At 73.1% G+C, this 22,527-nt stretch carries 24 protein-coding genes and 1 pseudogene; 14 read left to right on the top strand and 11 right to left on the bottom strand.

Annotation, left to right across the window (positions count from 1 at the left end; translation table 11 throughout):
- Positions 1 to 80: 80 nt before the first annotated feature.
- Positions 81 to 1,037 (bottom strand): LysR family transcriptional regulator, encoded by a 957-nt coding sequence (locus AB0A69_RS05390; RefSeq protein ID WP_361415587.1) that lies wholly within the window; start codon positions 1,035 to 1,037, stop codon positions 81 to 83.
- Between the two features lie 211 nt (positions 1,038 to 1,248).
- On the opposite strand from AB0A69_RS05390, the gene AB0A69_RS05385 reads away from it, so the two are divergent.
- Positions 1,249 to 2,115: an NADP-dependent oxidoreductase gene (locus AB0A69_RS05385; RefSeq protein ID WP_361415585.1), complete on the top strand. Its 867-nt coding sequence runs from the start codon at positions 1,249 to 1,251 to the stop codon at positions 2,113 to 2,115.
- A 26-nt stretch (positions 2,116 to 2,141) separates the two neighbouring features.
- On the opposite strand, the gene AB0A69_RS05380 is transcribed toward AB0A69_RS05385, so the two are convergent.
- On the bottom strand, positions 2,142 to 2,618 hold the full coding sequence (locus AB0A69_RS05380) for a MarR family transcriptional regulator (protein WP_361415583.1): 477 nt from the start codon (positions 2,616 to 2,618) through the stop codon (positions 2,142 to 2,144).
- A gap of 182 nt (positions 2,619 to 2,800) precedes the next feature.
- On the opposite strand from AB0A69_RS05380, the gene AB0A69_RS05375 reads away from it, so the two are divergent.
- From AB0A69_RS05375 to AB0A69_RS05345, 7 genes and pseudogenes are all read left to right on the top strand, one after another.
- Positions 2,801 to 3,640 carry a CoA transferase subunit A gene (locus AB0A69_RS05375; RefSeq protein WP_361415581.1) on the top strand — a complete coding sequence of 280 codons (840 nt, stop codon included), beginning with the start codon at positions 2,801 to 2,803 and terminating at the stop codon, positions 3,638 to 3,640.
- Positions 3,640 to 4,287 (top strand): CoA transferase subunit B, encoded by a 648-nt coding sequence (locus AB0A69_RS05370; protein ID WP_361415579.1) that lies wholly within the window; start codon positions 3,640 to 3,642, stop codon positions 4,285 to 4,287. Before AB0A69_RS05375 ends, AB0A69_RS05370 begins: the two co-directional genes overlap by 1 nt.
- Before the next feature lie 29 nt (positions 4,288 to 4,316).
- Positions 4,317 to 5,090: a protocatechuate 3,4-dioxygenase subunit beta gene (pcaH, locus tag AB0A69_RS05365; protein WP_361415578.1), complete on the top strand. Its 774-nt coding sequence runs from the start codon at positions 4,317 to 4,319 to the stop codon at positions 5,088 to 5,090.
- Positions 5,087 to 5,683 carry a protocatechuate 3,4-dioxygenase subunit alpha gene (pcaG, locus tag AB0A69_RS05360; protein ID WP_361415576.1) on the top strand — a complete coding sequence of 199 codons (597 nt, stop codon included), beginning with the start codon at positions 5,087 to 5,089 and terminating at the stop codon, positions 5,681 to 5,683. The genes pcaH and pcaG overlap by 4 nt, the downstream gene beginning before the upstream one ends.
- Positions 5,680 to 6,969 (top strand): 3-carboxy-cis,cis-muconate cycloisomerase, encoded by a 1,290-nt coding sequence (gene pcaB, locus AB0A69_RS05355; protein WP_361415574.1) that lies wholly within the window; start codon positions 5,680 to 5,682, stop codon positions 6,967 to 6,969. The genes pcaG and pcaB overlap by 4 nt, the downstream gene beginning before the upstream one ends.
- Positions 6,970 to 6,983: 14 nt before the next feature.
- Positions 6,984 to 7,751 (top strand): annotated as a pseudogene (locus AB0A69_RS05350) (alpha/beta fold hydrolase); the annotation flags it as partial.
- Positions 7,752 to 7,860: 109 nt separating this feature from the next.
- Positions 7,861 to 8,322 carry an SRPBCC family protein gene (locus tag AB0A69_RS05345; protein WP_361415572.1) on the top strand — a complete coding sequence of 154 codons (462 nt, stop codon included), beginning with the start codon at positions 7,861 to 7,863 and terminating at the stop codon, positions 8,320 to 8,322.
- A 154-nt stretch (positions 8,323 to 8,476) separates the two neighbouring features.
- Here the strand turns inward: AB0A69_RS05345 and AB0A69_RS05340 are convergent, their stop codons facing one another.
- Both AB0A69_RS05340 and AB0A69_RS05335 read right to left on the bottom strand, forming a co-directional pair.
- On the bottom strand, positions 8,477 to 9,061 hold the full coding sequence (locus tag AB0A69_RS05340; protein ID WP_361415570.1) for a hypothetical protein: 585 nt from the start codon (positions 9,059 to 9,061) through the stop codon (positions 8,477 to 8,479).
- A 142-nt stretch (positions 9,062 to 9,203) separates the two neighbouring features.
- The gene (locus AB0A69_RS05335; protein ID WP_361415568.1) at positions 9,204 to 9,677 is read right to left on the bottom strand and encodes a hypothetical protein; all 474 of its coding nucleotides are present in this window, start codon (positions 9,675 to 9,677) and stop codon (positions 9,204 to 9,206) included.
- Between the two features lie 787 nt (positions 9,678 to 10,464).
- Here AB0A69_RS05335 and AB0A69_RS05330 point away from each other — a divergent pair.
- On the top strand, positions 10,465 to 10,791 hold the full coding sequence (locus AB0A69_RS05330; RefSeq protein WP_361415566.1) for a hypothetical protein: 327 nt from the start codon (positions 10,465 to 10,467) through the stop codon (positions 10,789 to 10,791).
- A gap of 116 nt (positions 10,792 to 10,907) precedes the next feature.
- Here AB0A69_RS05330 and AB0A69_RS05325 read toward each other — a convergent pair whose 3' ends face one another.
- A complete protein-coding gene (locus tag AB0A69_RS05325; RefSeq protein ID WP_361415564.1) occupies positions 10,908 to 11,462 on the bottom strand; it encodes a DUF3291 domain-containing protein in 555 nt (184 codons plus the stop codon).
- 376 nt (positions 11,463 to 11,838) lie between these two features.
- Positions 11,839 to 13,008, bottom strand: a complete 1,170-nt coding sequence (locus tag AB0A69_RS05320; RefSeq protein WP_361415562.1) for an ABC transporter substrate-binding protein — start codon at positions 13,006 to 13,008, stop codon at positions 11,839 to 11,841.
- Between the two features lie 225 nt (positions 13,009 to 13,233).
- On the opposite strand from AB0A69_RS05320, the gene AB0A69_RS05315 reads away from it, so the two are divergent.
- Positions 13,234 to 13,518, top strand: coding sequence for a hypothetical protein (locus tag AB0A69_RS05315; RefSeq protein ID WP_361415560.1), 285 nt, complete (start codon positions 13,234 to 13,236; stop codon positions 13,516 to 13,518).
- 54 nt (positions 13,519 to 13,572) lie between these two features.
- On the opposite strand, the gene AB0A69_RS05310 is transcribed toward AB0A69_RS05315, so the two are convergent.
- On the bottom strand, positions 13,573 to 14,463 hold the full coding sequence (locus AB0A69_RS05310; RefSeq protein WP_361415558.1) for a LysR family transcriptional regulator: 891 nt from the start codon (positions 14,461 to 14,463) through the stop codon (positions 13,573 to 13,575).
- Between the two features lie 201 nt (positions 14,464 to 14,664).
- On the opposite strand from AB0A69_RS05310, the gene AB0A69_RS05305 reads away from it, so the two are divergent.
- Entirely contained in the window at positions 14,665 to 15,534 is an 870-nt protein-coding gene (locus AB0A69_RS05305; RefSeq protein WP_361416796.1) for an EamA family transporter, read from the top strand.
- A complete protein-coding gene (locus tag AB0A69_RS05300; protein ID WP_361415556.1) occupies positions 15,531 to 16,166 on the top strand; it encodes an NAD(P)H-binding protein in 636 nt (211 codons plus the stop codon). The genes AB0A69_RS05305 and AB0A69_RS05300 overlap by 4 nt, the downstream gene beginning before the upstream one ends.
- Before the next feature lie 12 nt (positions 16,167 to 16,178).
- On the opposite strand, the gene AB0A69_RS05295 is transcribed toward AB0A69_RS05300, so the two are convergent.
- Together AB0A69_RS05295 and mmuM are read right to left on the bottom strand one after the other, a co-directional pair.
- Positions 16,179 to 18,083 carry a DUF2264 domain-containing protein gene (locus AB0A69_RS05295; RefSeq protein ID WP_361415554.1) on the bottom strand — a complete coding sequence of 635 codons (1,905 nt, stop codon included), beginning with the start codon at positions 18,081 to 18,083 and terminating at the stop codon, positions 16,179 to 16,181.
- A gap of 85 nt (positions 18,084 to 18,168) precedes the next feature.
- A complete protein-coding gene (gene mmuM / locus AB0A69_RS05290; protein ID WP_361415552.1) occupies positions 18,169 to 19,095 on the bottom strand; it encodes a homocysteine S-methyltransferase in 927 nt (308 codons plus the stop codon).
- A gap of 108 nt (positions 19,096 to 19,203) precedes the next feature.
- Here mmuM and AB0A69_RS05285 point away from each other — a divergent pair, with 108 nt between their 5' ends.
- Entirely contained in the window at positions 19,204 to 20,310 is a 1,107-nt protein-coding gene (locus AB0A69_RS05285; protein ID WP_361415550.1) for a rhamnogalacturonan acetylesterase, read from the top strand.
- A 49-nt stretch (positions 20,311 to 20,359) separates the two neighbouring features.
- On the opposite strand, the gene AB0A69_RS05280 is transcribed toward AB0A69_RS05285, so the two are convergent.
- Positions 20,360 to 20,878 carry a hypothetical protein gene (locus tag AB0A69_RS05280; RefSeq protein ID WP_361415548.1) on the bottom strand — a complete coding sequence of 173 codons (519 nt, stop codon included), beginning with the start codon at positions 20,876 to 20,878 and terminating at the stop codon, positions 20,360 to 20,362.
- Between the two features lie 375 nt (positions 20,879 to 21,253).
- Here AB0A69_RS05280 and AB0A69_RS05275 point away from each other — a divergent pair, with 375 nt between their 5' ends.
- Positions 21,254 to 21,457: a cold-shock protein gene (locus AB0A69_RS05275; protein WP_190203608.1), complete on the top strand. Its 204-nt coding sequence runs from the start codon at positions 21,254 to 21,256 to the stop codon at positions 21,455 to 21,457.
- A 92-nt stretch (positions 21,458 to 21,549) separates the two neighbouring features.
- Here the strand turns inward: AB0A69_RS05275 and AB0A69_RS05270 are convergent, their stop codons facing one another.
- Positions 21,550 to 22,452, bottom strand: coding sequence for a trypsin-like serine protease (locus AB0A69_RS05270; protein WP_361415546.1), 903 nt, complete (start codon positions 22,450 to 22,452; stop codon positions 21,550 to 21,552).
- Between the last annotated feature and the right edge of the window lie 75 nt (positions 22,453 to 22,527).

Raw genomic sequence — 22,527 nt, 5'->3', positions numbered from 1 at the left:
CCATCGTAGGGAGGGCCACTGACAATGCCCAGGTACTTTCCCGCGGGCTTCCCGTGGGGGCCGTCAGATCCCGCGGTTGGTCACTTCCGTGGGCTCAGTGCTGCGCGGTCCCCTTCGGGCAGCCACCAGGGGGCGTCGGGAAGGCGATGCCAGTGATGGGCCCTGGCGTAGGTGTGGACGAGCTCCAGAGCACGGTGGGTGGCGGCCGTCGCGGTGGTGCCGTTCCAGACGGCGTGCCAGGGGTAGAGAGGGACCGGGCTGGTCAGCGGGCGAGCGGTCAGGCCCTCGGGAAGCTGCCCCGTGGTGAGGCCGAAGGCGGGGTAACCGCGGGCTTGCACGGTTGCGTGGATGGCGGTGCGGCCGTGCCCGCGTACGCGGAGCGCGCTGCGCAACCCGAAGGCGGCCATGGTCTGGTCGATCCAGTCGCGCCATTCGGCGGCTTCGTCGGCGGTGTGGACGAGGAGGGGGTGGTCGGCGAGAGCGGCGAGGGGCACCTCGTCGCGTTCGGCGAGAGGGTGGTCGGCGGGGACGATGACGCCGATGGGCTCCAGCCGTACGGGCATGGTGGCCAGGGGCGCCGGCAGTTCTCGGCCGAGGCCGTGGATACGGCCGAAGGAGAGATCGAGATCGCCGGAGAGCAGGCGGGGCAGTGCGGCGGCCAGGCCCTGGCTGTGGACGACCTCCAAGGGCAGGCACGGGGTCTGGGAGCTCAAGTGCCGGGCGAGGAGCGAGGGGGTCAGCCCCTCGGTGAGGGCGTCGATGCGCAGCGGTGTGCTGGTGCGGGTGAGGTCGTCGACGAGCCGTTGAGCATCGGTGAGCAGGCGCTGTGCGCGGGTGGTGAAGAGCTCGCCCGCGGGGGTGAGGGTGACCTGGCGGCGGTCGCGGTGGAACAGCTGGACGCCGAGGCGCTTCTCCAGGGCTGTGATCTGAGCGGACAGGGTCTGCTGGGCGATGGAGAGCCGGGCGGCGGCCCGGCCGTAGTGACGTTCTTCGGCGAGGGCCACGGCGTAGCGGGCCTGGCGCAGATCGAGATCCACCCCTTCACCGTAACAGCCTGAGACTGTTGTGTGTCTTGTGGAGAGTGTTGGACCCGCCAAGGTCCGCAGGCGTTGACTGGGGAGCAGAAGGCGCCATTCGAGGCATATCTGAAGCCTTGGGTGGCTATTTAACCGCTCATTCGAAGGTGTAGGCGCAAGCGTGATGAAGGCAGTGGTAATGGACTCCTATGGCGGCCCTGAGGTGCTGCGGGTGGCTGATCTTCCCGAGCCGCAGGCAGGTGCGGGACAGGTCCGGGTGCGGATCAAGGCGGCGGGGCTGAACCCGATCGATGCCAAGATCCGGCGCGGGGAGTTCGACGCGGTCTACGACATCTCTTTCCCTCAGCAGCTCGGCAACGAGTTCGCCGGTGTGGTGGACCAGGTCGGTGACGGTGTCGGCGGTTTCTCGGCCGGGGACGAGGTGATCGGGTTCGTGGACATGGCGGCCTACGCCGAGCAGGTCGTCGTCCCCGAGGAGAACCTGACGCCGAAGCCCGCGGCCCTCTCGTGGGAGACGGCCGCGGTCGTGGGGGCGGTCGGGCAGGCGGCGTTCAACGCGCTGGCCCGGCTGGAGCCGAAGGCAGGGGAGACGGTGCTCATCCATGGCGCGTCCGGTGGCGTCGGGAGCCTGGCGGTGCAGTTCGCCCGAGCTAGGGGCGTCCATGTGATCGGAACGGCGGGCGAGGCAAACCACGACTACCTCCGCTCCCTCGGTGCCATCCCGGTGGCGTACGGCGAGGGCCTGGAACAGCGGGTGCGCGAGTCGGCCCCGCAGGGCGTGGACGCCTCGCTGGACCTGACGGGTTCCGAGGAGGCCATCAGCGTGTCCGTCGCCGTGACCGGCGACACGCGCCGGATCGTGACGCTGGCCGGCCCGCGGCTCGCCGAGCGGTACGGCATCACCATGATGTTCGGAACCCGCTCGGCCGCCACCGTCGCCCACGTCGCCCAGGCGGTGGCACGCGGTGAGGCCACCCTGCCCATCGCCCGCCGCTTCGCGCCGGCGGACATGGCCGAAGCGCACCGGCAGATGGAGACCGGCGGACACCAGGGCAAGCTCGTCCTGACGGTGGACTGAACCCTGGAGCCCCGGTCGGCCGATCCCTACGAACCCCCGCCCGCCACCGCGTAGTCCGGCTCCGCCGGGTTGCGGAGCCCCTCCGCAGCGTCCGAGACGCGGCGCAGCAGGGCCAGGAAGACCGTCTGCTCGGCGGGGTCCAGGGGGGCGAGGAACACCTGGTTCATCCGGGCCGTGCGGACCGCGAGGCGCCTGTGCACGCGTACGCCCTCCTCCGTGGCGTGCAGCACGGAGCGGCGGCCGTCGCGCGGGTCGCGCACCTTGTCGACGAGGCCGCGGTCGGCCAGCCGGCGGACCACCTCGGCGATGGTGGAGCGGTCGAGGCCGACCCGCTCGCCGACCGTCCGCTGGTCCAGGGCGTCCTCGCCCACCAGGGTGTTGAGCACGGCGAACTGCGGGGAGGTGACCTCCTCCGAGACCATCGTGGTCCACAGCAGCGTGTGCGCCTGCTGCAACCGCCGGGCCAGATGGCCCGGATGGCTGCCGAGATCGAGTGCGGGCACGGTGGACTCCTCTCTCCCGACGACTCTCCCAGGAGACAGGTGTCCCCGAGCCGGGACAGTGTCTCACGTATGCACAGTGCACTGAGGGTCTTGACCGGCCCGCAAGGCGATGCCAGGCTGCTGCCCGACGACAAATGCTCAGTGCACTGAGCATTTCTTTCCGCTCGGGAGGAACCAGCCGGATGGACAAGGTGGTGGCCACGGCAGCGCAAGCGGTGGCCGACATACACGACGGAGCGTCCCTGGCCGTCGGCGGCTTCGGCCTCAGCGGCGTACCGAACACGCTCATCCAGGCGGTGTTCGAGGCCGGCGTCAGGCGCCTCGCCGTCGTCTCCAACAACTGCGGAGCCTTGGAGTCCGGTCTCGCCGTCCTCCTGGCCGCCGGGCGCATCGCCCGCGTGACCGGCTCGTACATCGGCGCCAACAAGGAGTTCGCCCGCCAGTACCTCGGCGGCGAGCTGGAGCTGGAACTGATCCCCCAGGGCACCCTCGCCGAGCGGCTGCGCGCCGGCGGCGCGGGCATCCCCGCCTTCTACACACCGGCCGGTGTCGGCACCCAGGTCGCGGACGGCGGCCTGCCCTGGCGGTACGACGGCGACGGCGGCGTCGCGGTGGCGTCCCCGCCCAAGGAGGTCCGGGAGTTCGACGGCGTACCGCACGTCCTCGAACACGGCATCCGTACCGACTTCGCGCTCGTCCGCGCCGCCAAGGGCGACCGCCACGGCAACCTCGTCTTCGCCAAGTCGGCCCGCAACTTCAACCCGCTCGCGGCCATGGCCGGGCGCGTCACCGTCGCGGAGGTCGAGGAGCTGGTCGAGCCCGGCGCGATCGACCCGGACCACGTGCACCTGCCGGGCGTCTTCGTCCAGCGCGTCGTCGCCCTCACCCCGGAGCAGGCCGCCGACAAGAGGATCGAGAACCGCACGGTCCGCCCCGTCCGCCCGGTCCGTACGGACCCTCCGACGTGTACGGACCCTCCGACGCGTACGGACCGTACGACAACCCGAGAGGCGCGTGGCTGATGCCCTGGACCCGCGACCAGATGGCCGCCCGCGCCGCCGCCGAACTGCGCGACGGCGAGTACGTCAACCTCGGCATCGGACTGCCCACCCTCATCCCCGACCACCTCCCCGACGGCGTCCACGTGGTCCTCGAATCCGAGAACGGCATCCTGGGCACCGGCCCCTACCCGTACGAGCACGAAGTCGACCCCGACCTCATCAACGCGGGCAAGGAGACCGTCACCGTCCTGCCCGGAGCCTCGTACTTCGACTCGGCGCTCTCCTTCGCGATGATCCGCGGCGGCCACATCGACGTCGCCGTCCTCGGCGCCATGCAGGTCTCCGCCCGCGGCGACCTCGCCAACTGGGCCGTCCCCGGCAAGCTCGTCACCGGCATCGGCGGCGCCATGGACCTCGTCCACGGCGCCCGGCGGGTGCTGGTCACCATGACGCACACCGCCAAGGACGGCAGCCCGAAGATCGTCGAGGAGTGCACCCTGCCGCTCACCGGCCGGGCCTGCGTCCACCGGATCATCACCGACCTCGGCGTCCTCGACGTCACCGACGACGGCCTGGTGCTCGTGGAGACGGCCCCCGGAGTCACCGTCCGGGACATCGCCGACCGCACGGCCGCCCCGGTGCGCCACGGAACGACCGAAGCCCGTTGAGCCCGCCGATCCCGCAGGAGTTCACCGCCATGGCACTCACCCAGCAGGACATCGACGTCGAGATCGTCCGGCAGCGCACCGCGTACGAGAAGTCCGTCGCCGACGGCGCCCCGCGCGCCGACCACCCGCCGCGCGACTACCCGCCCTACCGCTCCAGCGTGCTGCGCCACCCGCGCCGTCCGCTCGTCGCCATCGCCGCCCAGCGCGACCCGGAAGCCGTCGAACTGGCCGCACCCGCCTTCGGCGAGACCGACGTCACCGAGCTCGACAACGACCTCACCCGCCAGCACCCCGGCGAACCGATCGGCGAGCGCATCACCGTCACCGGGCGCGTACGCGACCGCGACGGGCGTCCCGTACGGGGACAGCTCGTCGAGCTCTGGCAGGCCAACGCCGCCGGCCGCTACGCCCACCGGCGCGACCAGCACCCGGCGCCCCTCGACCCCAACTTCACCGGCGTCGGACGGACCCTCACCGACGACGACGGCCACTACCGCTTCACCACCATCAAGCCCGGCGCCTACCCCTGGCGCAACCACGCCAACGCGTGGCGGCCCGCCCACCTCCACTTCTCGCTCTTCGGCTCCGCGTTCACGCAGCGGCTCGTCACCCAGATGTACTTCCCGAACGACCCGCTCTTCCCGTACGACCCGATCCTCCAGTCCGTCACGGACGAACGCGCGCGGCAGCGCCTGGTCGCCACCTACGACCACACCCTTTCCACCCCCGAATGGGCCCTGGGCTACCGCTGGGACATCGTCCTGGACGGTCCCGCCGCCACCTGGATGGAGGACGGCCGATGAGCCCCCTCGACCCCACCCCTTCGCACACGGTCGGCCCCTTCTACGGGTACGCCCTCCCGTTTCCCGGCGGCGGCGAGATAGCCCCCTTCGGGCACCCGGACACCATCACCGTCCACGGGTACGTCCTCGACGGCGAGGGCGGGCCCGTCCCGGACGCGCTCATCGAGGTCTGGGGGCCCGGCCCGGACGGCGAACTGCCGCGCAAGGGCGGCTCGATGCGCCGCGACCCCGTCACCGGAGGCTTCCTCGGCCGCAACGGCGTCGACTTCACCGGCTTCGGCCGTGTACCGACCGACGCCGACGGCCACTGGACGGTACGGACCCTGCGCCCCGGCAGGCGCGGCGCAAACGCCCCCTACCTGAGCCTGTGCGTCTTCGCCCGCGGACTCACCCACCACCTCTTCACCCGCGCCTACCTCCCCGAACCCGCCGGAGCCGGGGCCACCGACCCCCTGCTCGCCTCGCTGCCGCCCGCGCGCGCCGCGACACTGGTCGCGCGCCCCGAACCGCACCGCCCCGAACCGCACCGGACGTACCGGTTCGACATCCGGTTGCAGGGCGAGGACGAGACCGTCTTCCTGGAGTTCGCATGACGGCGTACACGGCGACCGAGTACGACCCCGAGGAGACGGGCCTGCTCGCCCCCGGGAGCGCCGGCACACCGGCCGAGGCCGCCACCTCCGACGCGGCCTTCCTGCGGGCGATGCTCGACGCGGAGGCCGCCCTCGCCCGCGTCCAGGCGCCCCCGGAGGCCGCCGAGGCCATCGCGGCCGCCTGCGCGCGCCCCTTCGACGCCCCGGACGTACGGGACCTGGCCCTGCGCGCGCGCACCAGCGGCAACCCCGTCATCCCGCTCGTCGCGGACCTGACCGCCGCCGTACCGGAACACGCGCGGGCGTACGTCCACCGGGGCGCCACCAGCCAGGACATCCTCGACACCGCGGCCATGCTCGTCGCCTCCCGCACCCTCGCGCCGCTCCTGACGGACCTGGAGCGCACCGCCGCGTCCCTGGGCGCCCTCGCGGCCGCGCACCGCGACACGCCGATGCCCGGCCGCACCCTCACCCAGCACGCCGTCCCCACCACCTTCGGCCTGAAGGCGGCGGGCTGGCGCGCTCTCGTCCTGGACGCCCGCGACCGGCTGTACGCCGTACGCGACCGGCTGCCCGTCCAACTCGGCGGCGCCGCCGGCACCCTGGCGGCCTTCGAGGCCTACGGCTCCGACCCGCTCGCCCTCGTCGGCGCGTACGCCCGCGAACTCGGCCTCGCCGAACCGGCCCTGCCCTGGCACACCCTGCGTACGCCGGTGGCCGACCTCGCCGGCGCCCTCGCCTTCACCGCCGGGGCGCTCGGGAAGGCCGCCGCGGACGTCCTCGTCCTCTCCCGGACAGAGACGGGCGAAGTGACCGAGGGCAGCGGCGGCGGCTCCTCCGCCATGCCCCACAAGACCAACCCCGTACGCTCCACCCTGCTCGCGGCGGCCGCCCGGCGCGCGCCCGCCCTCGCCGCCGTCCTGTACGCCTCCGTCGCCGCCGAGGACGAGCGGCCCCCCGGCGCCTGGCACGCCGAGTGGGAGCCGCTGCGCGACCTGCTGCGGCTCGTCGGCGGCGCCGCGCACCACGCCGTGCGGCTGGCCGAAGGGCTGCGCGTCCACCCCGAGCGGATGCGGGCCGACCTGGACCTCACCCACGGTCTGATCGTCTCCGAGCGGCTGCGGACCCGCTTCCCGAAGGACGTGCTCGCGCGTGCGGCGGAGGAGGTCCGTACGACCGGCAAGCCGCTCGCCGACGTACTCGGCGTGTCATCCGAGCTGACGGACCCCACCCACTACACGGGCGCGGCCGGGCCCCTCACCGATCGCGCCCTGGAACGCCGATGAAGCCGATGAAGCCGATGGACCAGCCGGCCCTGCTCCACCACGTCACGGAGGGCGACGACACCGCCCCCGCCCTGCTCCTCGGGCCGTCCCTGGGCACCTCCACCGCCCTGTGGGACCGCGTCGCACCGGGGCTCACCGCCTTCCGCCGCGTGCGCTGGGACCTGCCCGGACACGGGCACAGCCCCGCCGGACTCCTCCGGCCGGGCACCACCACCGTCACCGTCGCCGACCTCGCCGCGCACGTCCTGCGCCTCGCCGACGCCCTCGGCCTGGAGCGGTTCCACTACGCGGGCGTCTCCCTCGGCGGCGCCGTCGGCCTCCAGCTCGCCGCGCACCACCCCGACCGGCTGCACCGGCTCGCGGTCGTCTGCTCCTCGGCCCACTTCGGCGAGCCCGGTCCCTGGCGGGACCGCGCCGCGCTCGTACGCCGCGAGGGCACGGAGCCGGTCGCGGTGAAGGCGGCCTCCCGCTGGTTCACGCCCGGCTTCACCGGGGACCCCCTGGCCCGGCGCCTGGTCGACGACCTGCGCCGGGCCGACCCGGGCGCGTACGCCGCCTGCTGCGACGCTCTGGCCGCCTACGACCTGCGCGACGCCCTGCCCTCCATCGCCACCCCCACCCTGGTGCTCGCCGGCCTCCAGGACCCGGCGACCCCGCCCGCCCACGCCCACGAGCTCGCCACCGCCCTCCCCGACGCCACCCTCACCGAGCTCCCCGGCGCGTCCCACCTGGCCCCTGCCGAGCGCCCCGAGGAGGTCCTCGCCGCCCTGAAGTTCCACTTCATGGCGTGAGGACGCATAGCCGAGCGCATGCGGGTTACCCGGATGACGTGCCGAGCGCGGCGGGAACGCCGCCGCGCGTCGCCGACAGCACGGAAGCGAGGAGTCACTGATGAGCACGGTGAAGGAAGCCGTAGAGGTCGAGGTGCCCCTGCACACCGCCTACAACCAGTGGACCATGTTCGAGTCGTTCCCCCACTTCATGGAGGGGGTCGAGGAGGTCAGGCAGGTCGACGACCGCCACAACCACTGGGTCACCAAGATCGGCGGGGTGAAGCGGGAGTTCGACACCGAGATCATCGACCAGCTCCCCGACGAGCGGATCGCGTGGCGGACGATCAGCGGCGACACCCACCAGAAGGGCATGGTCAGCTTCCATCCCCTCGACGACACCCACACGCGTGTCGAACTGGTCATGGACGTCGAGCCGAGCGGTATGGCGGACAAGGCCGCCGACATGACCGGCATGATCGACCGCCGGGTCAAGGGCGACATGCGCCGGTTCAAGGAGTACATCGAGAAGCAGGGCGCGGAAGACGGCGGCTGGCGCGGCCGCATCCGCCCGGGCGACTGACGGGCCGGTCCCCCACGGAGCGGGGCCGTCGGCCCCGGCGAGCGGCATGACCCTCCTGACCCCCGGACCCACGCGGCCCGGGGGTCAGGCCGTGCCGTACGCCCGTCCCAGCACCTGTGCCAAAGGGTGGGCCAGCGGCGAGTAGTCCCGCGTCTCAGCCGAAGATGTCCAGGAGGTCCGTACGGGAGCCGTTGCCGGCGGAGCGGGTCACCCTCGGGCGCGGCTCAGGGTAGTCCGCTGTTGCGGCCCTCGCCCGGACGATCTCCGGCCCGCCGCACGCCGCGACCGCGAAGGCGCCGAAAACCTTGGCGAACGCGGCCGGGTCGCGAAACTCCACGCCGTACGCCTGGCCGTCCAGCAGCGGCACCCACACCACGCGGTCACGGCGTGTCCACTCCAGTACCGGCTGGTGGTCGGCGGTCGACCGCCCCTCCAGCCACAGGCGCGCCACGTGCAGCAGGTTCACCTTCTCCATCGGCAGCCGCCTGCGCCGTATGCGCAGTTCACGTGTCGTCAGCGTGACCTTCTGGTCCTTCTTCGGATACCAGAACGCGCCGATCCCGACCGGCACCCACAGCACGAGCCAGATGAACGGCCAGGCCACGGCGCGGCTCCACGATCGGAGCAGCCCACCGTCCACCAGGTACAGGGCCCCGAAGACCAGGACCCACTTCGCCGTCATCCGCCAGAACCCGCTGCCCTGCCGGTACAGAACCCGGCCCTTGCTCTCCCTCGCCATGCCCGCACGCTATCCGCAACTCCGCGGCGACCAGACCGGTCAGGAATGGAGATCACCAGCGCGGCCAACGGACCGCCTTCCGGCCTCGCGTAACAGAAGAGCTGCTCGCCCGGCGGCATCTTGAAGCGGTCGAGAGATCCGTTCAGCCGATGGTGAAGCGCTGGTTCTGGGCGCCTCGGTCGCAGCCGGCAGTGCGGTAGTAGCCGTCGTCCTGCTGGTAGAGGCAGCGGCCCGTGCCGACGCTTTGGAGCATGATGGCGCTGCCGGCGGCGGGCTGGACGGTGCGCCACTTCTGGTATGAGCCGCCGTTACAGCGCAGGGGGTAGACGTCGCCCCGGTCATTGCTGTCGAGGCAGCGGCCCCAGAAGTTGTTCTTAAGAGTGGTGCTGGTGTTGAGGCGGCCGTTCCACTGCCACAGGAGGCTGCCGCGTCCGGTGGTGCAGCGGTCGCCCTTGAGGTCGGTTTCGGAGGTCTCGCGCAGGCAGTCCCCGTAGCGGTAGTTCGCGAAGCGGCTGGTGGCGGTGGCAGCCGAGGCGGGTGTGGGGGTGAGGAGGGGGAGGGCGAGGCCGGCTGCGGCGATGAGGGCGGCGAAGGCTTTCCGGGTCGGGCGGCGCACTGGAGGTCTCCTTACTGTGGTCTTCAGAGGTACCTCGACAGGATCCCCGAACACCACCGCCTACGCCTGAAAAATAGGGAAATCCCCGGATCGAGCCGCTCATGCCGGCCGATCCGGTCCGGGGACGGCGCTGGGCCGGCGACGACATCGGCTGGACCGTAGTGATCACTCATCGGACAGACACATCCGATCAACTGACCAGCCCGTCAAAGAGACACGCTCTAGGCCGAGAGCTACAGGCATGTACGCACCCTTTCCAGGCGCTTACCGACCGGTTCCGAGGCTGGGGCCTTGGTGGCATCCGGGGGGACCGGGCGGAGGTGTAACCGGTTCGCCCGGCGTGGTCCACGGAAGTGGTCGCCCTGGGCAGTCAGCAACGTCCCCCCGAGAGAAGTGTCTTGCGGCAGCCGCAGTGGCCACCGTCGGCGCACACGCTGACACAGCTCCCACGTGACGGACCTGCCCCCAACCCATCGCACACACGGGCGATTACGGGCCAAAGAAGTAGAAACGTTTTTCCGCTTTTAAGCATGCCTTGCGGCAATACTTGCTGCAGGGAACATGTCATGCAAGCGTCGTGACGCTGGCCGAAAACCGCTCCCGTGGCCAGCTACCTGTTCGCGTGGGCACGGCTGATCCCGCAGCATCTGAGCCAGCGCACACGCCTCCCCCAGGGCGAGCAACACCCGCCGCCGCGGGTGGCACGACTCCTCTCGCGTCACCGGCCGTCCAACCCGGGACGGTCGTACCTGCCTGCCGGCCCTCGGGCCCTCCAAGGGAAAACCGCATGCGCCCCGATCACCTGCCGTCCGCCCGTCGGTGCACCAACCGCTTCGCACCCAGCACCCGCCGGGTCGAGCGCACAGTGTGCTGGAGCCTGGCCGCCGCCATGCTCCTCACCGCCACCGAAGCCCTCGCCACACCCACACCCGCCTGGTGGCCATGGGTGTGGCACAACGCCTGGACCGCCCACGTCATCACGTTGCTGTGCTGGATCGTGCTGCGCGCCCTGGAAAAGGCGGAGTCGTCGAACGCCGACGGCGAACCTGCCCGGTGTGATGCGCTGCCCTGCGGCGACGAAAGCCCTGACGAAAACTTCGATCAGGCTGCTTGAACGCTCACCTGATACTCCCGGCCGTGTGCGGCCGAATGCGGCGCCCGACGGAACCCCCTACCTGTGGCCGGCCTTGCGGAACGGCCTGTCTCATCGCCCGGATCAGCCCTTCCGCGTCAGCGCACCTTGCTCTTCGTTCCGAGGTCTTCGAGCCCGGCCGGTTTTCCGTCTGGGTCGAACGAGCGGTGGAAGGTGAAGGCGTACGGCGCGGAGCCGCAGGCGTCGAGGTGCTCCAGCCTGGAAACGCCGTCCTGCCAGGTAGGTATCGCGCCGTCGGTGACCCACCAGAACGCGTAACCCGGGTGCCCTGTCCGCTCGAACCAGTCGTAACGCCTGTTGAGCGCCGCGCGGTGCAGGCCGGTGTAGATGGCGTCGAAGGCGGCGCCCAGATCGCTCCAGAGGGAGAGGGTCGCGGCCAGGGCGGTGGTCTCCGCACTGCGGCCTTTGCCGTACCAGGCCGGAACGACGAACTCTCCCCATTCGCCCCAGTCGGCGTCGAAGAGTACGCCCTGGATGTGGTGCGCCGGTTCAGCGTGAGCGATGAATCCGGGGTGCCGGCCGATTTCCTGGTAGACGGCCTCACCGCTCTCGTAGAACTCCCGCGTGAGAGGCCCGGGATCGGTGAGGGGAGATTTCAGGACGCTGAACGTGTACAGAGCGAGATGGGGCATGTGTCTCTCCCTGGCCGAGCGGGCCTGGTGGAAAAGGTTTCTGACGGTCCCCGCCGTCCGGGCGTGGACTCGATTCGGGGGCCTGCCCGTCGCGTGGGGAGTTATAGGCGTGATCCACTCAGCCTGATGGAACTCCTATGCGACTGTGGGCGCCGCCGAATGACAGGTGACGATAGCCACCTCCGCAGACGCTGTCGAAGTTGCGTTTTTACTCGTCAAGTGGCTTCTTACAGAGGCCCTGGTGGCGGTTGAGGCGGTAGAGCGCTGCTCGCTTTTCGGCAGTCCACATCGACCGAGAAGCCGACCGGTCGGAAGCCGTTCTCCCCGTAGGAGCGGATGGCGCGAGCGTTGCCGGCGCGGACGCCGCCGGTAGGCGTCAGCCCGCCTCACCCCCACCCGCGCTCACCAGCGCACCGCCCGACCGGAGGCCCGGAACACCCCGCGGGTCCACCACCACCAGTTCGTACGGGTGCGTGCGGCCGCGTTGCCACTGGCCGCCCGAGAGGCGGATCGTGGCGACGTTCGGGACCGGGCCCGACGTCCAGTCCAGGAGGCCCGCCATCGTGTGCAGGCGCGTCGTGGCGAGGGCCGCCGTCACGGAGGGCGGGTCCGTCGGGTCGGTGGCGGTCGTCAGGGCGTGGGCGGCCACCTCGAAGAGGGCGTACGCGAGACCCAGCGGCTGGAGCCATCGGTTGCCGGTGGCGCGCTCGTACGCCTCGGCCAGTTCCGCGGCGGTCATGCCGTCCAGGGACGAGCGGTACGGGTGGGCCGGGGTCCAGTAGACGAGTGTCGCCACGTTCGCCTGCGGGGGCTCGCCGGTGGCCGTCGCGGCGGGCGGATACGCCAGCCACCGCGAACAGGTGATCAGCCGGGGCCGCAACCCGTACGCCGCGGCCTCCCGCCGGAACAGGGCGAGGTCCGCCCCCGTCGCCGCGCTCGTGACGACGTCCACCTCCGCCTCCCGGAACGCCGCCAGGGTCCCGCCGGTCCCGTCGAAGCCCCCGGACGGCTCCCGGTACCCCGGCGGGTCCACCAGCCGGTAGCCGCGCGCCCGGGCCGCCGGAAGGAAACCGTGCTCGGCGTGGCGCGACCACGCGCCCTGCGGGCCGTCGTTCCACAGGCACCCCACCGCGCGGCCCGGTCCCGCACCCGCCGCCTCCCACAGGTCCGCGAAGGTCTCCGCGATGTCGTCGAGACCCCAGCAGAAGTGGTACGTCCAGCGGAACGGACGCCGATCCGTCGCGCCGCGCCCGTAGAAGTACACCTGCCAGGGAAAGGTGCTGGACAAGCACGGAACACCGGCCTCCTCGCAGCTGTCGGCGACCGCCGGGAGCACCTCCGTGCCCGCCAGCGTCACCACCATCCGGGCCCCTTCGTCCCGCACCAGCTCCCGCACGGCCCGCCGGGCGCCTTCGGCGGTGGAGCGGCTGTCGCGGCTCACCAGGCGCACCCGCCCGCGCAGTTTCGGCGCCAGGAGCTCCATCGCGTACGCCAGCGGATCCCCGAGCCGCGCCAGCCGGCCGGTGCGTGCGACGACCACGCCCACGGTCGGGATCCGTCCTTCTTGCCCGTTCTTCTGTTTCATGCCCGGACAACGCCACCGCGCGGCGGGCGTAACGATCCGTCTCCGCGCACCGCCGGGGGTGCGGCCGCGCTGTGCCCTGGTCGGGGACGAGACGCCGGGTTGGGCAGTGTCGTCGGAGACCGGGGCTCGTTGCACTTATCTGTAGGAACCTTTCTCTTCTTCCGATCCATACAGGAGTGAGCAGATATGAGCATTCGTCCCGGTGTCCGACTGATCACCGTGTGCGCCGGCGTGGCGGGCGCGAGCATGGCGGCGATCGTTCCGGCCGCCGCCGTCGCGACCGCCGTCGCGGAGCAGCCGCCGGCCTCGGTGGGTACGCCCATCTCCTCCAACCTCAACAGCACGGGCCTGCTCGCCTCGGGACCGCAGGGGCAGGGCAAGCCCGGTCAGGCCTCGCCGCTGCCGGTCGGCGGCGGTCCCGTCGGCGGCCTCCTCGGTGGCGTGCCCGCCGGCCTGCCGCTCGGAGGCTGACGGGCGGGACGGCGCCCCGGCGCTCCGGCGCCACCGCACCGCCACACCACCGCATCACTGCGTCCCTGCGTCACGTCCGTGCTCTTCCAACGTGCGCAGGAACGCCGTGGTCGCCGGAGTCGGGTTGAACTCGCTCCAGACCAGGTACTCGACCCGGCGCGGCCCCCCGGTGACCGGTACGGTCGCCAGCCCGGGCAGGCCCGCCGCGACCGCGGACGGCAGCAGGGCGATGGCGAGCCCCTGCCGGACCAGCCGCACCATCAGATCCGGCGCCAGCACTTCGAACGCGACCTCACGCGTCAACCGTGCCTCCCCGAACGCCCGGTCGCTCTGGGCCCGGCCGGGCGTTCCGGCGGGGAAGTCGACGAACGTCTCCTCGGCGAGCCGCGCCAGGCCCACCCGGGCCCGCCCCGCCAGGGGGTGCCCTTCGGGTACGACGGCGACCAGCCGGTCGCGCGCCAGCAGCCGTGCGCGGACGCCCCGGGGCCGGTCGCCCTCCGGCAGGCCCAGGGCCGCGACATCGAGATCTCCCGCCACCACCTGGGCCGTCAGCTCGTCGCTGGCGGCGACGCGGAGGCTGATACGCACCTCGGGATGGCGCTCACGGAACACCCGCAGCACCGCCGGGACGTCGATCGCGGCGACGGTGGGGATCACGCCCACCGCCAGGCGCCCCCGCACGACGCCCACCGCCGCGGCGGCCTCGGCGGCGGCACGGTCGGCCGCCTCCAGTGACTGCCGCGCCGCCGGCAGGAACGCCTCACCGGCGGCCGTCAGCTCCACCCGTCGGCTCGTACGGGCGAACAGCTTCACCCCGAGCTCCCGCTCCAGCGCGGCGACGCGGTGGCTCAGGGCGGACTGGACGACGAAGCACCGCTCGGCGGCGCGCGTGAAGTTCCGCGTCTCGGCCACGGCGATCACGTAACGCATCTGTTGCAGATCCACCGATTCATCGTGCAGCACGATCGCTGGGATGAAAACCATGCGTTGGATTCATAGCCGCCACGCGTCGACACTCGATGCATGACCACGGGGACGGCGCTACGGCGCACCACGACGCAGCAGATCAACCCATCGACCGGCCGGCGGGCACGGCGCTCCCGCTGGACGCTCCTCCTCCTCATCGTCACGACCGCGCTCGCGCCGATGGCGTGGGGCACCACCTACTGGGTCACGACCGAACTCCTCCCGCCCGGCCACCCGTTGTTCGCGGCGCTGACGCGCTCGCTGCCCCTGGGGCTGCTCGCCGTCGCGGTCACCCGCACACTGCCGCGCGGTGACTGGTGGTGGAAGGCCGCCGTGCTGGGGGTGCTCAACATCGGCGCCCCCTTCCCGCTGCTCTTCGTCGCCGCGGAGCGGCTGCCCGGCGGCGTGGCCGCCACCCTCGGCGCGGCCCAGCCGCTGATCGTGGCGGGGCTCGCGATCGTCGTGCTCAGCGAATCGCCGTCGTCCTGGCGGTTGTCGTGGGGGGTGGCCGGAGTCGTCGGCGTAGGGCTCGTGGTGCTGCGCCCCGGCGCCGGGTTCGACGCGCTCGGCGTCGTCGCCGGAGTGGGAGCCGCCGGGTCGATGGCCGCGGGGGTCACGCTCACCAAGCGCTGGGGACGCCCCGCCGGGGTGGGCCCGCTGCCCTTCGCCGGCTGGCTGCTCACCGGCGGCGGACTGTTCCTGCTGCCGCTGGTCCTGCTGTTCGAGGGCGTACCGCCGTACGTCGACGCGCACGCGGTGACGGGGTACCTCTGGCTCGCGACCGCCGGCGGGCTGATCGCCTATGTGCTGTGGTTCCGCGGCATCGGCCGCCTGCCCGTCACTGCCACGTCCCTCCTCGTCCTGCTCTCCCCGCTCGTCGCCGCGGTGGTCGGGGCCGTGCTCCTCGGCGAGGTCTTCACGCCGACGCAGCTCGGCGGCTTCGCCCTCGCGCTCGCGGCGCTCGTCGCCGGGCAGTTCACCCCCTCACGCGTACACCTCCCCCTACCGCGGGCCGACGTGCCGCGCGCCCGGAAAGGCCACCACTCATGAGGATCACCGTCATCGGCGCCACCGGCATGGTCGGCTCGCGCGTCACCGCCGAAGCCGTACGCCGCCGTCACCACGTGACCGCCGTGTCCCGGCGGCCTCCCGAGCAGCGGCAGGCGGCGGGCGTGAGGGCGCTGGCCGCGGACTTCACGACCGCCGGTCTCCCGTACGCCGCCCTCGCCGCAGCCGACGCCCTCGTGCTGAGCGTCCCTCCGGTCCTGGACGACACCGCCGCCGTGACCGGCTCCACGCACCGCCTCCTCGACGCCGCGGCGACCGCGGGCGTCCGGGTGCTGGTGGTCGGCGGAGCCGGACCGCTCCGCACCCCCGGCGACCCCGCCCGGCTCGCCGTCGACGACGAGACGTTCGTCCCCGCGCGGTGGCGGTCCATCGCCCGCGCCAGCCTCACCCGGCTGCGCGCCTGCGAGAGCCACACCTACCGGGGCTGGACGTATCTCAGCCCGCCCGCGCTCCTCGAACCGGGCGAGCGCACCGGCACCTACCGGTGGGGCCGGGACACGCTGCTGACCGACGCCGCCGGGGTGTCGCGCATCAGCGCCGAGGACCTCGCGGTGGCCGTCGTCGACGAGCTGGAGCGGCCCGCCGGCGCGGCGCACCTGACCGTCGCCTACTGACCGGAAGGGCGGTTACGGCCGGCGATGCGCCACCGTCACCGACGGCGTGAACGCGACCCGCGTGAGCGATCCGTCGCCGGTCCAGCGCACCTCCACCGAGTCGCCGCCGTCCGTGCCTTCCAGGACCGCCGCCTCCGCGAGCGGGGCGGGGTCCGGGGAGGCGGTCAGGGAGGCGAGGGCCACCAGCAGCGCCGTACCGCCGTCGCAGGGACCGGTGCCGACGCGGGGGAGGGTGGCCCAGCGGGTGTACGCCGTCCCCTGCGGCGCGCGCAGCTCGGCGGCGTCCGCGTCCGCCCAGCCGTGCAGGCCGTACAACTGCGAGACGAGCGGCTCGCCCGGGCCCGTGGCCCACCCGGACAGGTGGACGCACGCACCGCGCGGCAGGCCCGTCACCCGGTGCACCCGCAGCTCGTAACGGCCGCGCGCCACCGTCACGTGCTCCACCCGCAGGCCCGGCACCATCGGCGCGCCGGAGGGGAAGGAGGGCCGGTGCCAGGAGGCGGCCCAGCCCCAGCCGTCGCCGTGGCCCGCGCCCAGGGGACGGACCCGGCACCGTACGGACGGGACGCCGTCGACCTCGACGGACAGGTGGTTGTCAGGTGCGTTGCCGGCCGACGTCGGCCCCGTACGGGTCGAGTAGGCGAGCCGCCCGTACAGCACGTCGTGCCGGTCCGCCGACTCGCCCTCGAAGGGCCGCAGAGGGTCGCTGCCGTGGTTGTGCAGCCGCGCGATCCCGTCGGCGGCCGTCGTCTGCACCAGCAGCCCCGGCGCGGGCAGCGCCCGCACCCGGTCGGCGCCGTCCTCGGCGGGCGCGGCCTCCTCCCGTACGGTCCACAGCGGGTCGTCCGCCGGGACGAGCAGCGCCACGAACGCCTTGGACGCCCAGTACGGCGACGCCGGGCCCGAGTACGCCTGGAGCGTCGGCTCGTGCGGGCCGTGCCAGCCCGGTGTCAGCTGCCCGTCGCCGTCCACGGCACCCCGGTCCAGGAAGTACCGCAGGCAGCCGCTCAGCAGCCGCCGCGAGACCCCGGGCGCCAGCGGCGTGTGCCCGGTCAGCGCGCCGAGGCCCACCGCCGCGCCCGCCGCGAAGCGGTACGTCAGCGACCGCCCGAAGTGGACCGGCGCCCCGTCCCCGCCGAACAGCAGCGAGAACCCCTCCAGGTGTGTGCGCAGCCGGGGCCCGTACACGCCCAACATCCCCTCGTCACCGGCCAGGTGTGCGTGGAGCACCGGATACAGGTGCAGGGCCCAGCCGTTGTAGTGGTCGAAGGCCCGGCCGTCGCCGTCCGCGTACCAGCCGTCACCCCGGTACCAGGACTCCAGCAGCCCCAGGCCCCGCTCGACCGCCCGCGCGGTCTCCGTGTCGCCGCGCCCGACCGACTCCAGGAACCCGGCCACGGTGAGCGGGAAGAGGTACCAGTTGTTCGGCGCGGGCGTGTGCCGCAGCGCCCCGCGCAGCCACGCCTCCGCCCGGTCCCGTACGGCGTCGTCGAGGCGGTCCCACAGCCACGGCCGGGTCAGCCGCAGCCCGAGCGCCACGGAGGCGGCCTCCACCATCGGCTGCCCCTGGACGTGGTGGTCGAGGACGAGGGGCCACGACTCGGCGTCGTCGCGGCCGGGCGTGCGCGTACCCGCCGCCAGCCCGTCCGCGTACCGGCCGAGCAGTCCGTACGGGTCCCCGCCGCCGGCGCCCGCGACCCGGAAGGCGGCCGCGAGGAAGGTCCGGGCGTACCCTTCCAGGCCGTCCGAACGGACCCCGGACACGGACGGGCGCCCCGGCAGGTCCAGCAGCGCGCCCCCGGGCGTCGCCCAGCGCCAGGCCGCCCGGACCAGGCCGTCGGCCACCGCCTCCCAGTGGGCGCGGGTGAAGCCGGTGTACGGGCTGGACGCGCGGTCGTCGGGCGGCAGCTGCGGCATCGTGTCACTCCCGTCGTCGGAACACGGGAATGCTGATCGCTCGGCGGTGAGCCGGTCAATGGATCGCCGGCAACCGATCAGACGATCAGCGGAGTCGGGTGGCGATCTCCGCGATCGTCTCCGGCCCCACCCGGCAGCACCCGCCGATCAGCCGCGCCCCGGCCCGCCGCCAGCCCTTCACACGGCCGGCGGAGAAAGTCGGACGCCCGTCCCACGCGTGCGCCCGGGCGTCCCAGCGCTCGCCGCTGTTCGGGTACACGACGACCGGCTTGCCGGTCACGCGGGCGGCGAGCGCGACCGCCCGGTCGGCGTCCTCGGGGGCGCAGCAGTTGACGCCGACGGCCACGACCTCCTCCGCGTCCGCCGCGAGGGCGAACGCCTCTTCCAGCGGCTGCCCGGCGCGCGTCCGGTCCCCGGCGACGGTGTACGACAGCCAGGCCGGTACGCCGAGTCCGCGCACCGCGCGGAGCAACGCCCGCGCCTCGTCCGTGTCCGGCACGGTCTCCAGCGCCAGGACGTCCGGCCGGGCGGCGGCCAGCACCTCCAGACGCGGCCGGTGGAAACGCTCCAGCTCGTCGACGCCCAGTCCGTACCGCCCCCGGTACTCCGAGCCGTCGGCCCGCATCGCCCCGTACGGCCCGGCGGACGCGGCCACCCACAGCGCCCGGCCGGGGTTCCGGGCCTCCGCACGGCGCGCGGCCTCGCGCCCCAGCTCCACGCTGAGCGCCAGCAGTTCGGCCGCCCGGTCGTGGTCGATGCCGCGCCGGGCGAAGCCCTCGAAGGTCGCCTGGTAGCTGGAGGTGATCACGACGTCCGCGCCCGCCGCGTAGTACGCCCGGTGCGCCTCGACGATCGCCTCGGGCCGTTCGGCGAGCAGCCGCGCCGACCACAGGTCGTCGGAGAGGTCGTACCCGGCGGCCTCCAGCTGGTTGGAGAGGCCGCCGTCCAGGACGAGGGCGGGGCCGTCGGTGAGGGCGTCGGTGAACGGGGGAGGGGTGACGGCGCTGCTCATGACGCCGAAGCTAGCGGAACCCGCGCCGTGCGCCGCGCTGCCGGGGGAGGGCGCCTGAGGTTTCTTGGTGCCATGAACGCCGTGAACGCCTTGAGCGCCTTGAGCCCCTTGAACCGTAAGAGACGTACCGCCCTGCTGGTCGCGGTCGCCGCCGTGACCCTGCCTCTGCTCCCCGTCTGGGCCGTCCCGCCCGCGCACGCGTCGACGGCGTACGGGCAGGTGGTGGACGACTGCACCGGGACCGGCACCGGCATCGGTACCGGCTCCGGAACCGGGGCCCGTGTCGCGCCCGTCGTCTGCCACTTCGACGTCCCGCCCGGCACGTACGACGTCACCGTCACGCTCGGCGGCGAGCGCGCCGGCGCCACCTCCGTCACCGTCGAGACGCGGCGCGCGATGCTCCCCGAGACCGCCACCGCGGCCGGCGAGCGGATCCGCCGCTCCTTCACCGTCGACGTACGCACCCCCGAGGGCGAGCCCACCGGGCCCGCCGGGACGCCGGGGCTGCACCTGGTCCTCGGAGGCCCGACGCCCGTGCTGTCCGTGGTCCGCGTCACCCCGGCGCCGTACGCCACCCGCAGGATCGTGCTCATCGGCGACTCGACGGTGTGCGACCAGCCGGGTGAGCCGTACGCGGGCTGGGGGCAGCGGCTGCCCGAGCTCCTCAGGCGCGGGCTCTCGGTCGCCAACCACGCCGACTCCGGCGAGAGCACCGTCACCTTCCTCGCCCACCCCGCCCTCTTCCCGGCCGCGCGACAGCGCGTCCGTCCGGGCGATCTGGTGCTCATCCAGCTGGCCCACAACGACAAGCGGACCGACGCGCCGACCTACCGCGCGAACCTCACCGCGCTCGTCGACGGCGTACGCGCGCGGGGCGGCCGGCCGGTGCTCGTCACGCCCATCGTGCGCCGCTGGTTCAACGCCGACGGCACGCTCGACAACGACGCGGCCCTGCACGTCAACGCCCTCGGCGTCGACCACCCGGCGGAGATCCGCGCCCTGGCGGTCCGGCTCGGCACCCCGCTGATCGATCTGACCGCGCTCACCAAGACGCGGGTGGAGACGCTCGGTACGGAGGCGTCGAAGGCCCTGTACCTGACGGACGAAAAGCGCGACAACACCCACACCTCGGTGCGCGGCGCCACCGAGTACGCCGGCCTCGTCGCCGACGAGCTGGTGGCCCAGGGCCTGATCGGCTCGCGGCAGCGCAGGTGAGGCGGGGGGAGCGGGTGAGGGCCGGTCAGACGCAGGTACCGAGGGCCGGTCAGGCGCAGGTGCCGAGGGCCGCCAGGGCCGGCCACGCCGAGTCGGCGGCGAACAGCCGGGACCGCGCCGCCGCGCCGGGCGTCAGGAGCGCGTAGTGCAGCGGCGTGAGGGACAGTGCGCCCCACGGTTCGACGGTGTGCACGCGGGCCAGTACCTCGCCGCAGCGACCACAGCCGATCCACGGCACGACGGCCTGACCGGTGCCCTGGGCCGGCAGCGGCCGGGCGTCCGGGTGTTCGATCAGCCGGAGCGCCGGCTCCTCCGCGCCCGCCCGGACGGCGGCGCAGTGCAGGAGCCGGGGCGTGAGCACCTCGCCCATGCCCCACTCCCGGGCCACGACCGCGATCTCGGCGACGACGGCCTCGCTCACCACCACGCCGTGCGCCTGGAGACCGGCCACGAGCCGGTCGAGACCGGCTTCCTGTTCTCCAGTGGCCCAAAGGTCCCTGACCTCGGTGGCCGCGGGCTCCGGCAGCAGGTCGGCGAAGCGATACCAGCGAGTAACTTCATCGGTCACCCGGAGAGGTTATCGGGAGGAAGGCGAAGGCGAACGGTCCGGGGGCGTGACGGGACCCAGGTCACCTCGGAGGACGGCCCGGGTGATCGGGGCCCACCGACATCGAGAGCCGCCCAGCCGATCACGCCCTGGCACACCCTCGTACGCCCGGCAGCGACGGCCGCCAGGCCGGGTTTTGGACCGGCGCCCCCTGAATGGCGGGAAGTTGCTCTCTGGTGATGAGCCCCTTCACGGTGTAGCGTCGATGCCAGATGTCGTGGTTCGCAGTTCCTGCCCACGCGGAGGCGTGGGCTTCTTGCTGTGCAGTGCAGGACCAGGGCGATCACCTCCGGGTCCGCGCGGTGCGGACCCGTCATCAAACTGAGAGGCACCAGCATGGCCAGCGGAACCGTGAAGTGGTTCAACTCCGAAAAGGGCTTCGGCTTCATCGCGCAGGACGGCGGCGGTCCGGACGTCTTCGCGCACTACTCCAACATCAACGGCAACGGCTACCGCGAGCTCCAGGAAGGCCAGGCCGTCACCTTCGACATCACGCAGGGCCAGAAGGGCCCGCAGGCGGAGAACATCACCCCCGCCTGATCGCCGTGACGGCGCGCTGACCGCGCCTTGCGCCCGAGGCCCCCGGAAGCCGGTGCTTCCGGGGGCCTTCGCCGTCCGCCCCTCCGCCAGGCTCAGGGAAGCTTCGTGAACGGCGAGAGGAACGCCCGGGCGCCCGGGCTGTCCAGGCGGTAGGTCACATTGGTGGCGTAGCACGGCGAGTCACCCGTGACGGTGGTGGCGACGAGCGTGCGCCTGCCGCCCAGCGTCGCGAAGTTCGGGCCGCCCGAGTCGCCGTAACAGGCACCGCCGTTGCCCTGCGGCGCCGTCATGGCCAGGCGCAGCCAGGCGTCGTTGAGGGCGTCGTACGTGACGGGTGCCTTCATCCGGACACCGCCCCCGGGGTGCGTGTGACCGCCCGGGCCACGCCGGGCCTCCTGGGTGCCGTAGCCCGCGACCGTGAACGGCGTCTCCCTGAGCCCCTGCGGGCCCAGCGCGCTCAGCGCCCCCGCCTTCGGCAGCGCGGCCGGGGTGAACGCCCAGCGTGCCGCGAGCCGGTCCGCCGGTACCTCGACCACCGCGATGTCGTGGGTGTCCGAGGCCGGGCCGGGGTACGCCGGGTGGTTGTGCGCCGTGCCGGGGACGGCGACGGCGCGGGCGACCGCCGCCGGATCGCCGGGGTGCCGCTCGGCGGCCCGGTCGAGCGCCCCTTGGACGTCCTGGTCGAGGGAGACGAAGAACCGCACGTTGGCCGGCCAGTCGCTGGTGCAGTGCGCCGCCGTCAGGAACGTGTCCGTGTCGATCATCGTGCCGGAGCACACCCAGTCGACCCGGTCCGGGGTCGCAGGGTCGTCGTCGTGGTCCCAGGTGGCCACGAGCGCGCCGACCTCGGTGCGCTCGGGCGCGGGCGTGGCGTTGTACGAGTTGATCGCGGAGGACGGCACGGCCGCGCCGAGGACGAGCGCGCAGGCCGCGGCGAGGACGGCGGTCGCGCGCGCGGAAACGGCGGTGGAGGCCGTGGCGAAGGTGGTGGTCAAGAGAAACCCTTCGGTGCGTCGGGGGCGGGACGGGGGATTCTCCTGTGGGGGGGGAGCTGCGTCAGTGAAGCGCGT

This window comes from Streptomyces sp. NPDC045431 (genome assembly GCF_040646655.1).
In the GTDB taxonomy this organism is placed as follows: Bacteria; Actinomycetota; Actinomycetes; order Streptomycetales; family Streptomycetaceae; genus Streptomyces.
Note: the sequence above shows the minus strand (reverse complement) of the source record. Positions and strands in the feature narration are given on the sequence as shown.

What these genes read in the sequence shown, in the direction of transcription:
- pcaG (WP_361415576.1), top strand. Translation starts at nt 5,087, where the DNA reads ATGAGCCCCCTCGACCCCACCCCTTCGCACACGGTCGGCCCCTTCTAC.
- AB0A69_RS05370 (WP_361415579.1), top strand. Translation starts at nt 3,640, where the DNA reads ATGCCCTGGACCCGCGACCAGATGGCCGCCCGCGCCGCCGCCGAACTG.
- mmuM (WP_361415552.1), bottom strand. Translation starts at nt 19,095, where the DNA reads ATGAGCAGCGCCGTCACCCCTCCCCCGTTCACCGACGCCCTCACCGAC.
- AB0A69_RS05325 (WP_361415564.1), bottom strand. Translation starts at nt 11,462, where the DNA reads ATGCCCCATCTCGCTCTGTACACGTTCAGCGTCCTGAAATCTCCCCTC.
- pcaH (WP_361415578.1), top strand. Translation starts at nt 4,317, where the DNA reads ATGGCACTCACCCAGCAGGACATCGACGTCGAGATCGTCCGGCAGCGC.
- AB0A69_RS05300 (WP_361415556.1), top strand. Translation starts at nt 15,531, where the DNA reads ATGAGGATCACCGTCATCGGCGCCACCGGCATGGTCGGCTCGCGCGTC.
- AB0A69_RS05375 (WP_361415581.1), top strand. Translation starts at nt 2,801, where the DNA reads ATGGACAAGGTGGTGGCCACGGCAGCGCAAGCGGTGGCCGACATACAC.
- AB0A69_RS05315 (WP_361415560.1), top strand. Translation starts at nt 13,234, where the DNA reads ATGAGCATTCGTCCCGGTGTCCGACTGATCACCGTGTGCGCCGGCGTG.
- AB0A69_RS05295 (WP_361415554.1), bottom strand. Translation starts at nt 18,083, where the DNA reads ATGCCGCAGCTGCCGCCCGACGACCGCGCGTCCAGCCCGTACACCGGC.
- AB0A69_RS05305 (WP_361416796.1), top strand. Translation starts at nt 14,665, where the DNA reads ATGGCGTGGGGCACCACCTACTGGGTCACGACCGAACTCCTCCCGCCC.
- AB0A69_RS05275 (WP_190203608.1), top strand. Translation starts at nt 21,254, where the DNA reads ATGGCCAGCGGAACCGTGAAGTGGTTCAACTCCGAAAAGGGCTTCGGC.
- AB0A69_RS05345 (WP_361415572.1), top strand. Translation starts at nt 7,861, where the DNA reads ATGAGCACGGTGAAGGAAGCCGTAGAGGTCGAGGTGCCCCTGCACACC.
- pcaB (WP_361415574.1), top strand. Translation starts at nt 5,680, where the DNA reads ATGACGGCGTACACGGCGACCGAGTACGACCCCGAGGAGACGGGCCTG.
- AB0A69_RS05340 (WP_361415570.1), bottom strand. Translation starts at nt 9,061, where the DNA reads ATGGCGAGGGAGAGCAAGGGCCGGGTTCTGTACCGGCAGGGCAGCGGG.
- AB0A69_RS05330 (WP_361415566.1), top strand. Translation starts at nt 10,465, where the DNA reads ATGCGCCCCGATCACCTGCCGTCCGCCCGTCGGTGCACCAACCGCTTC.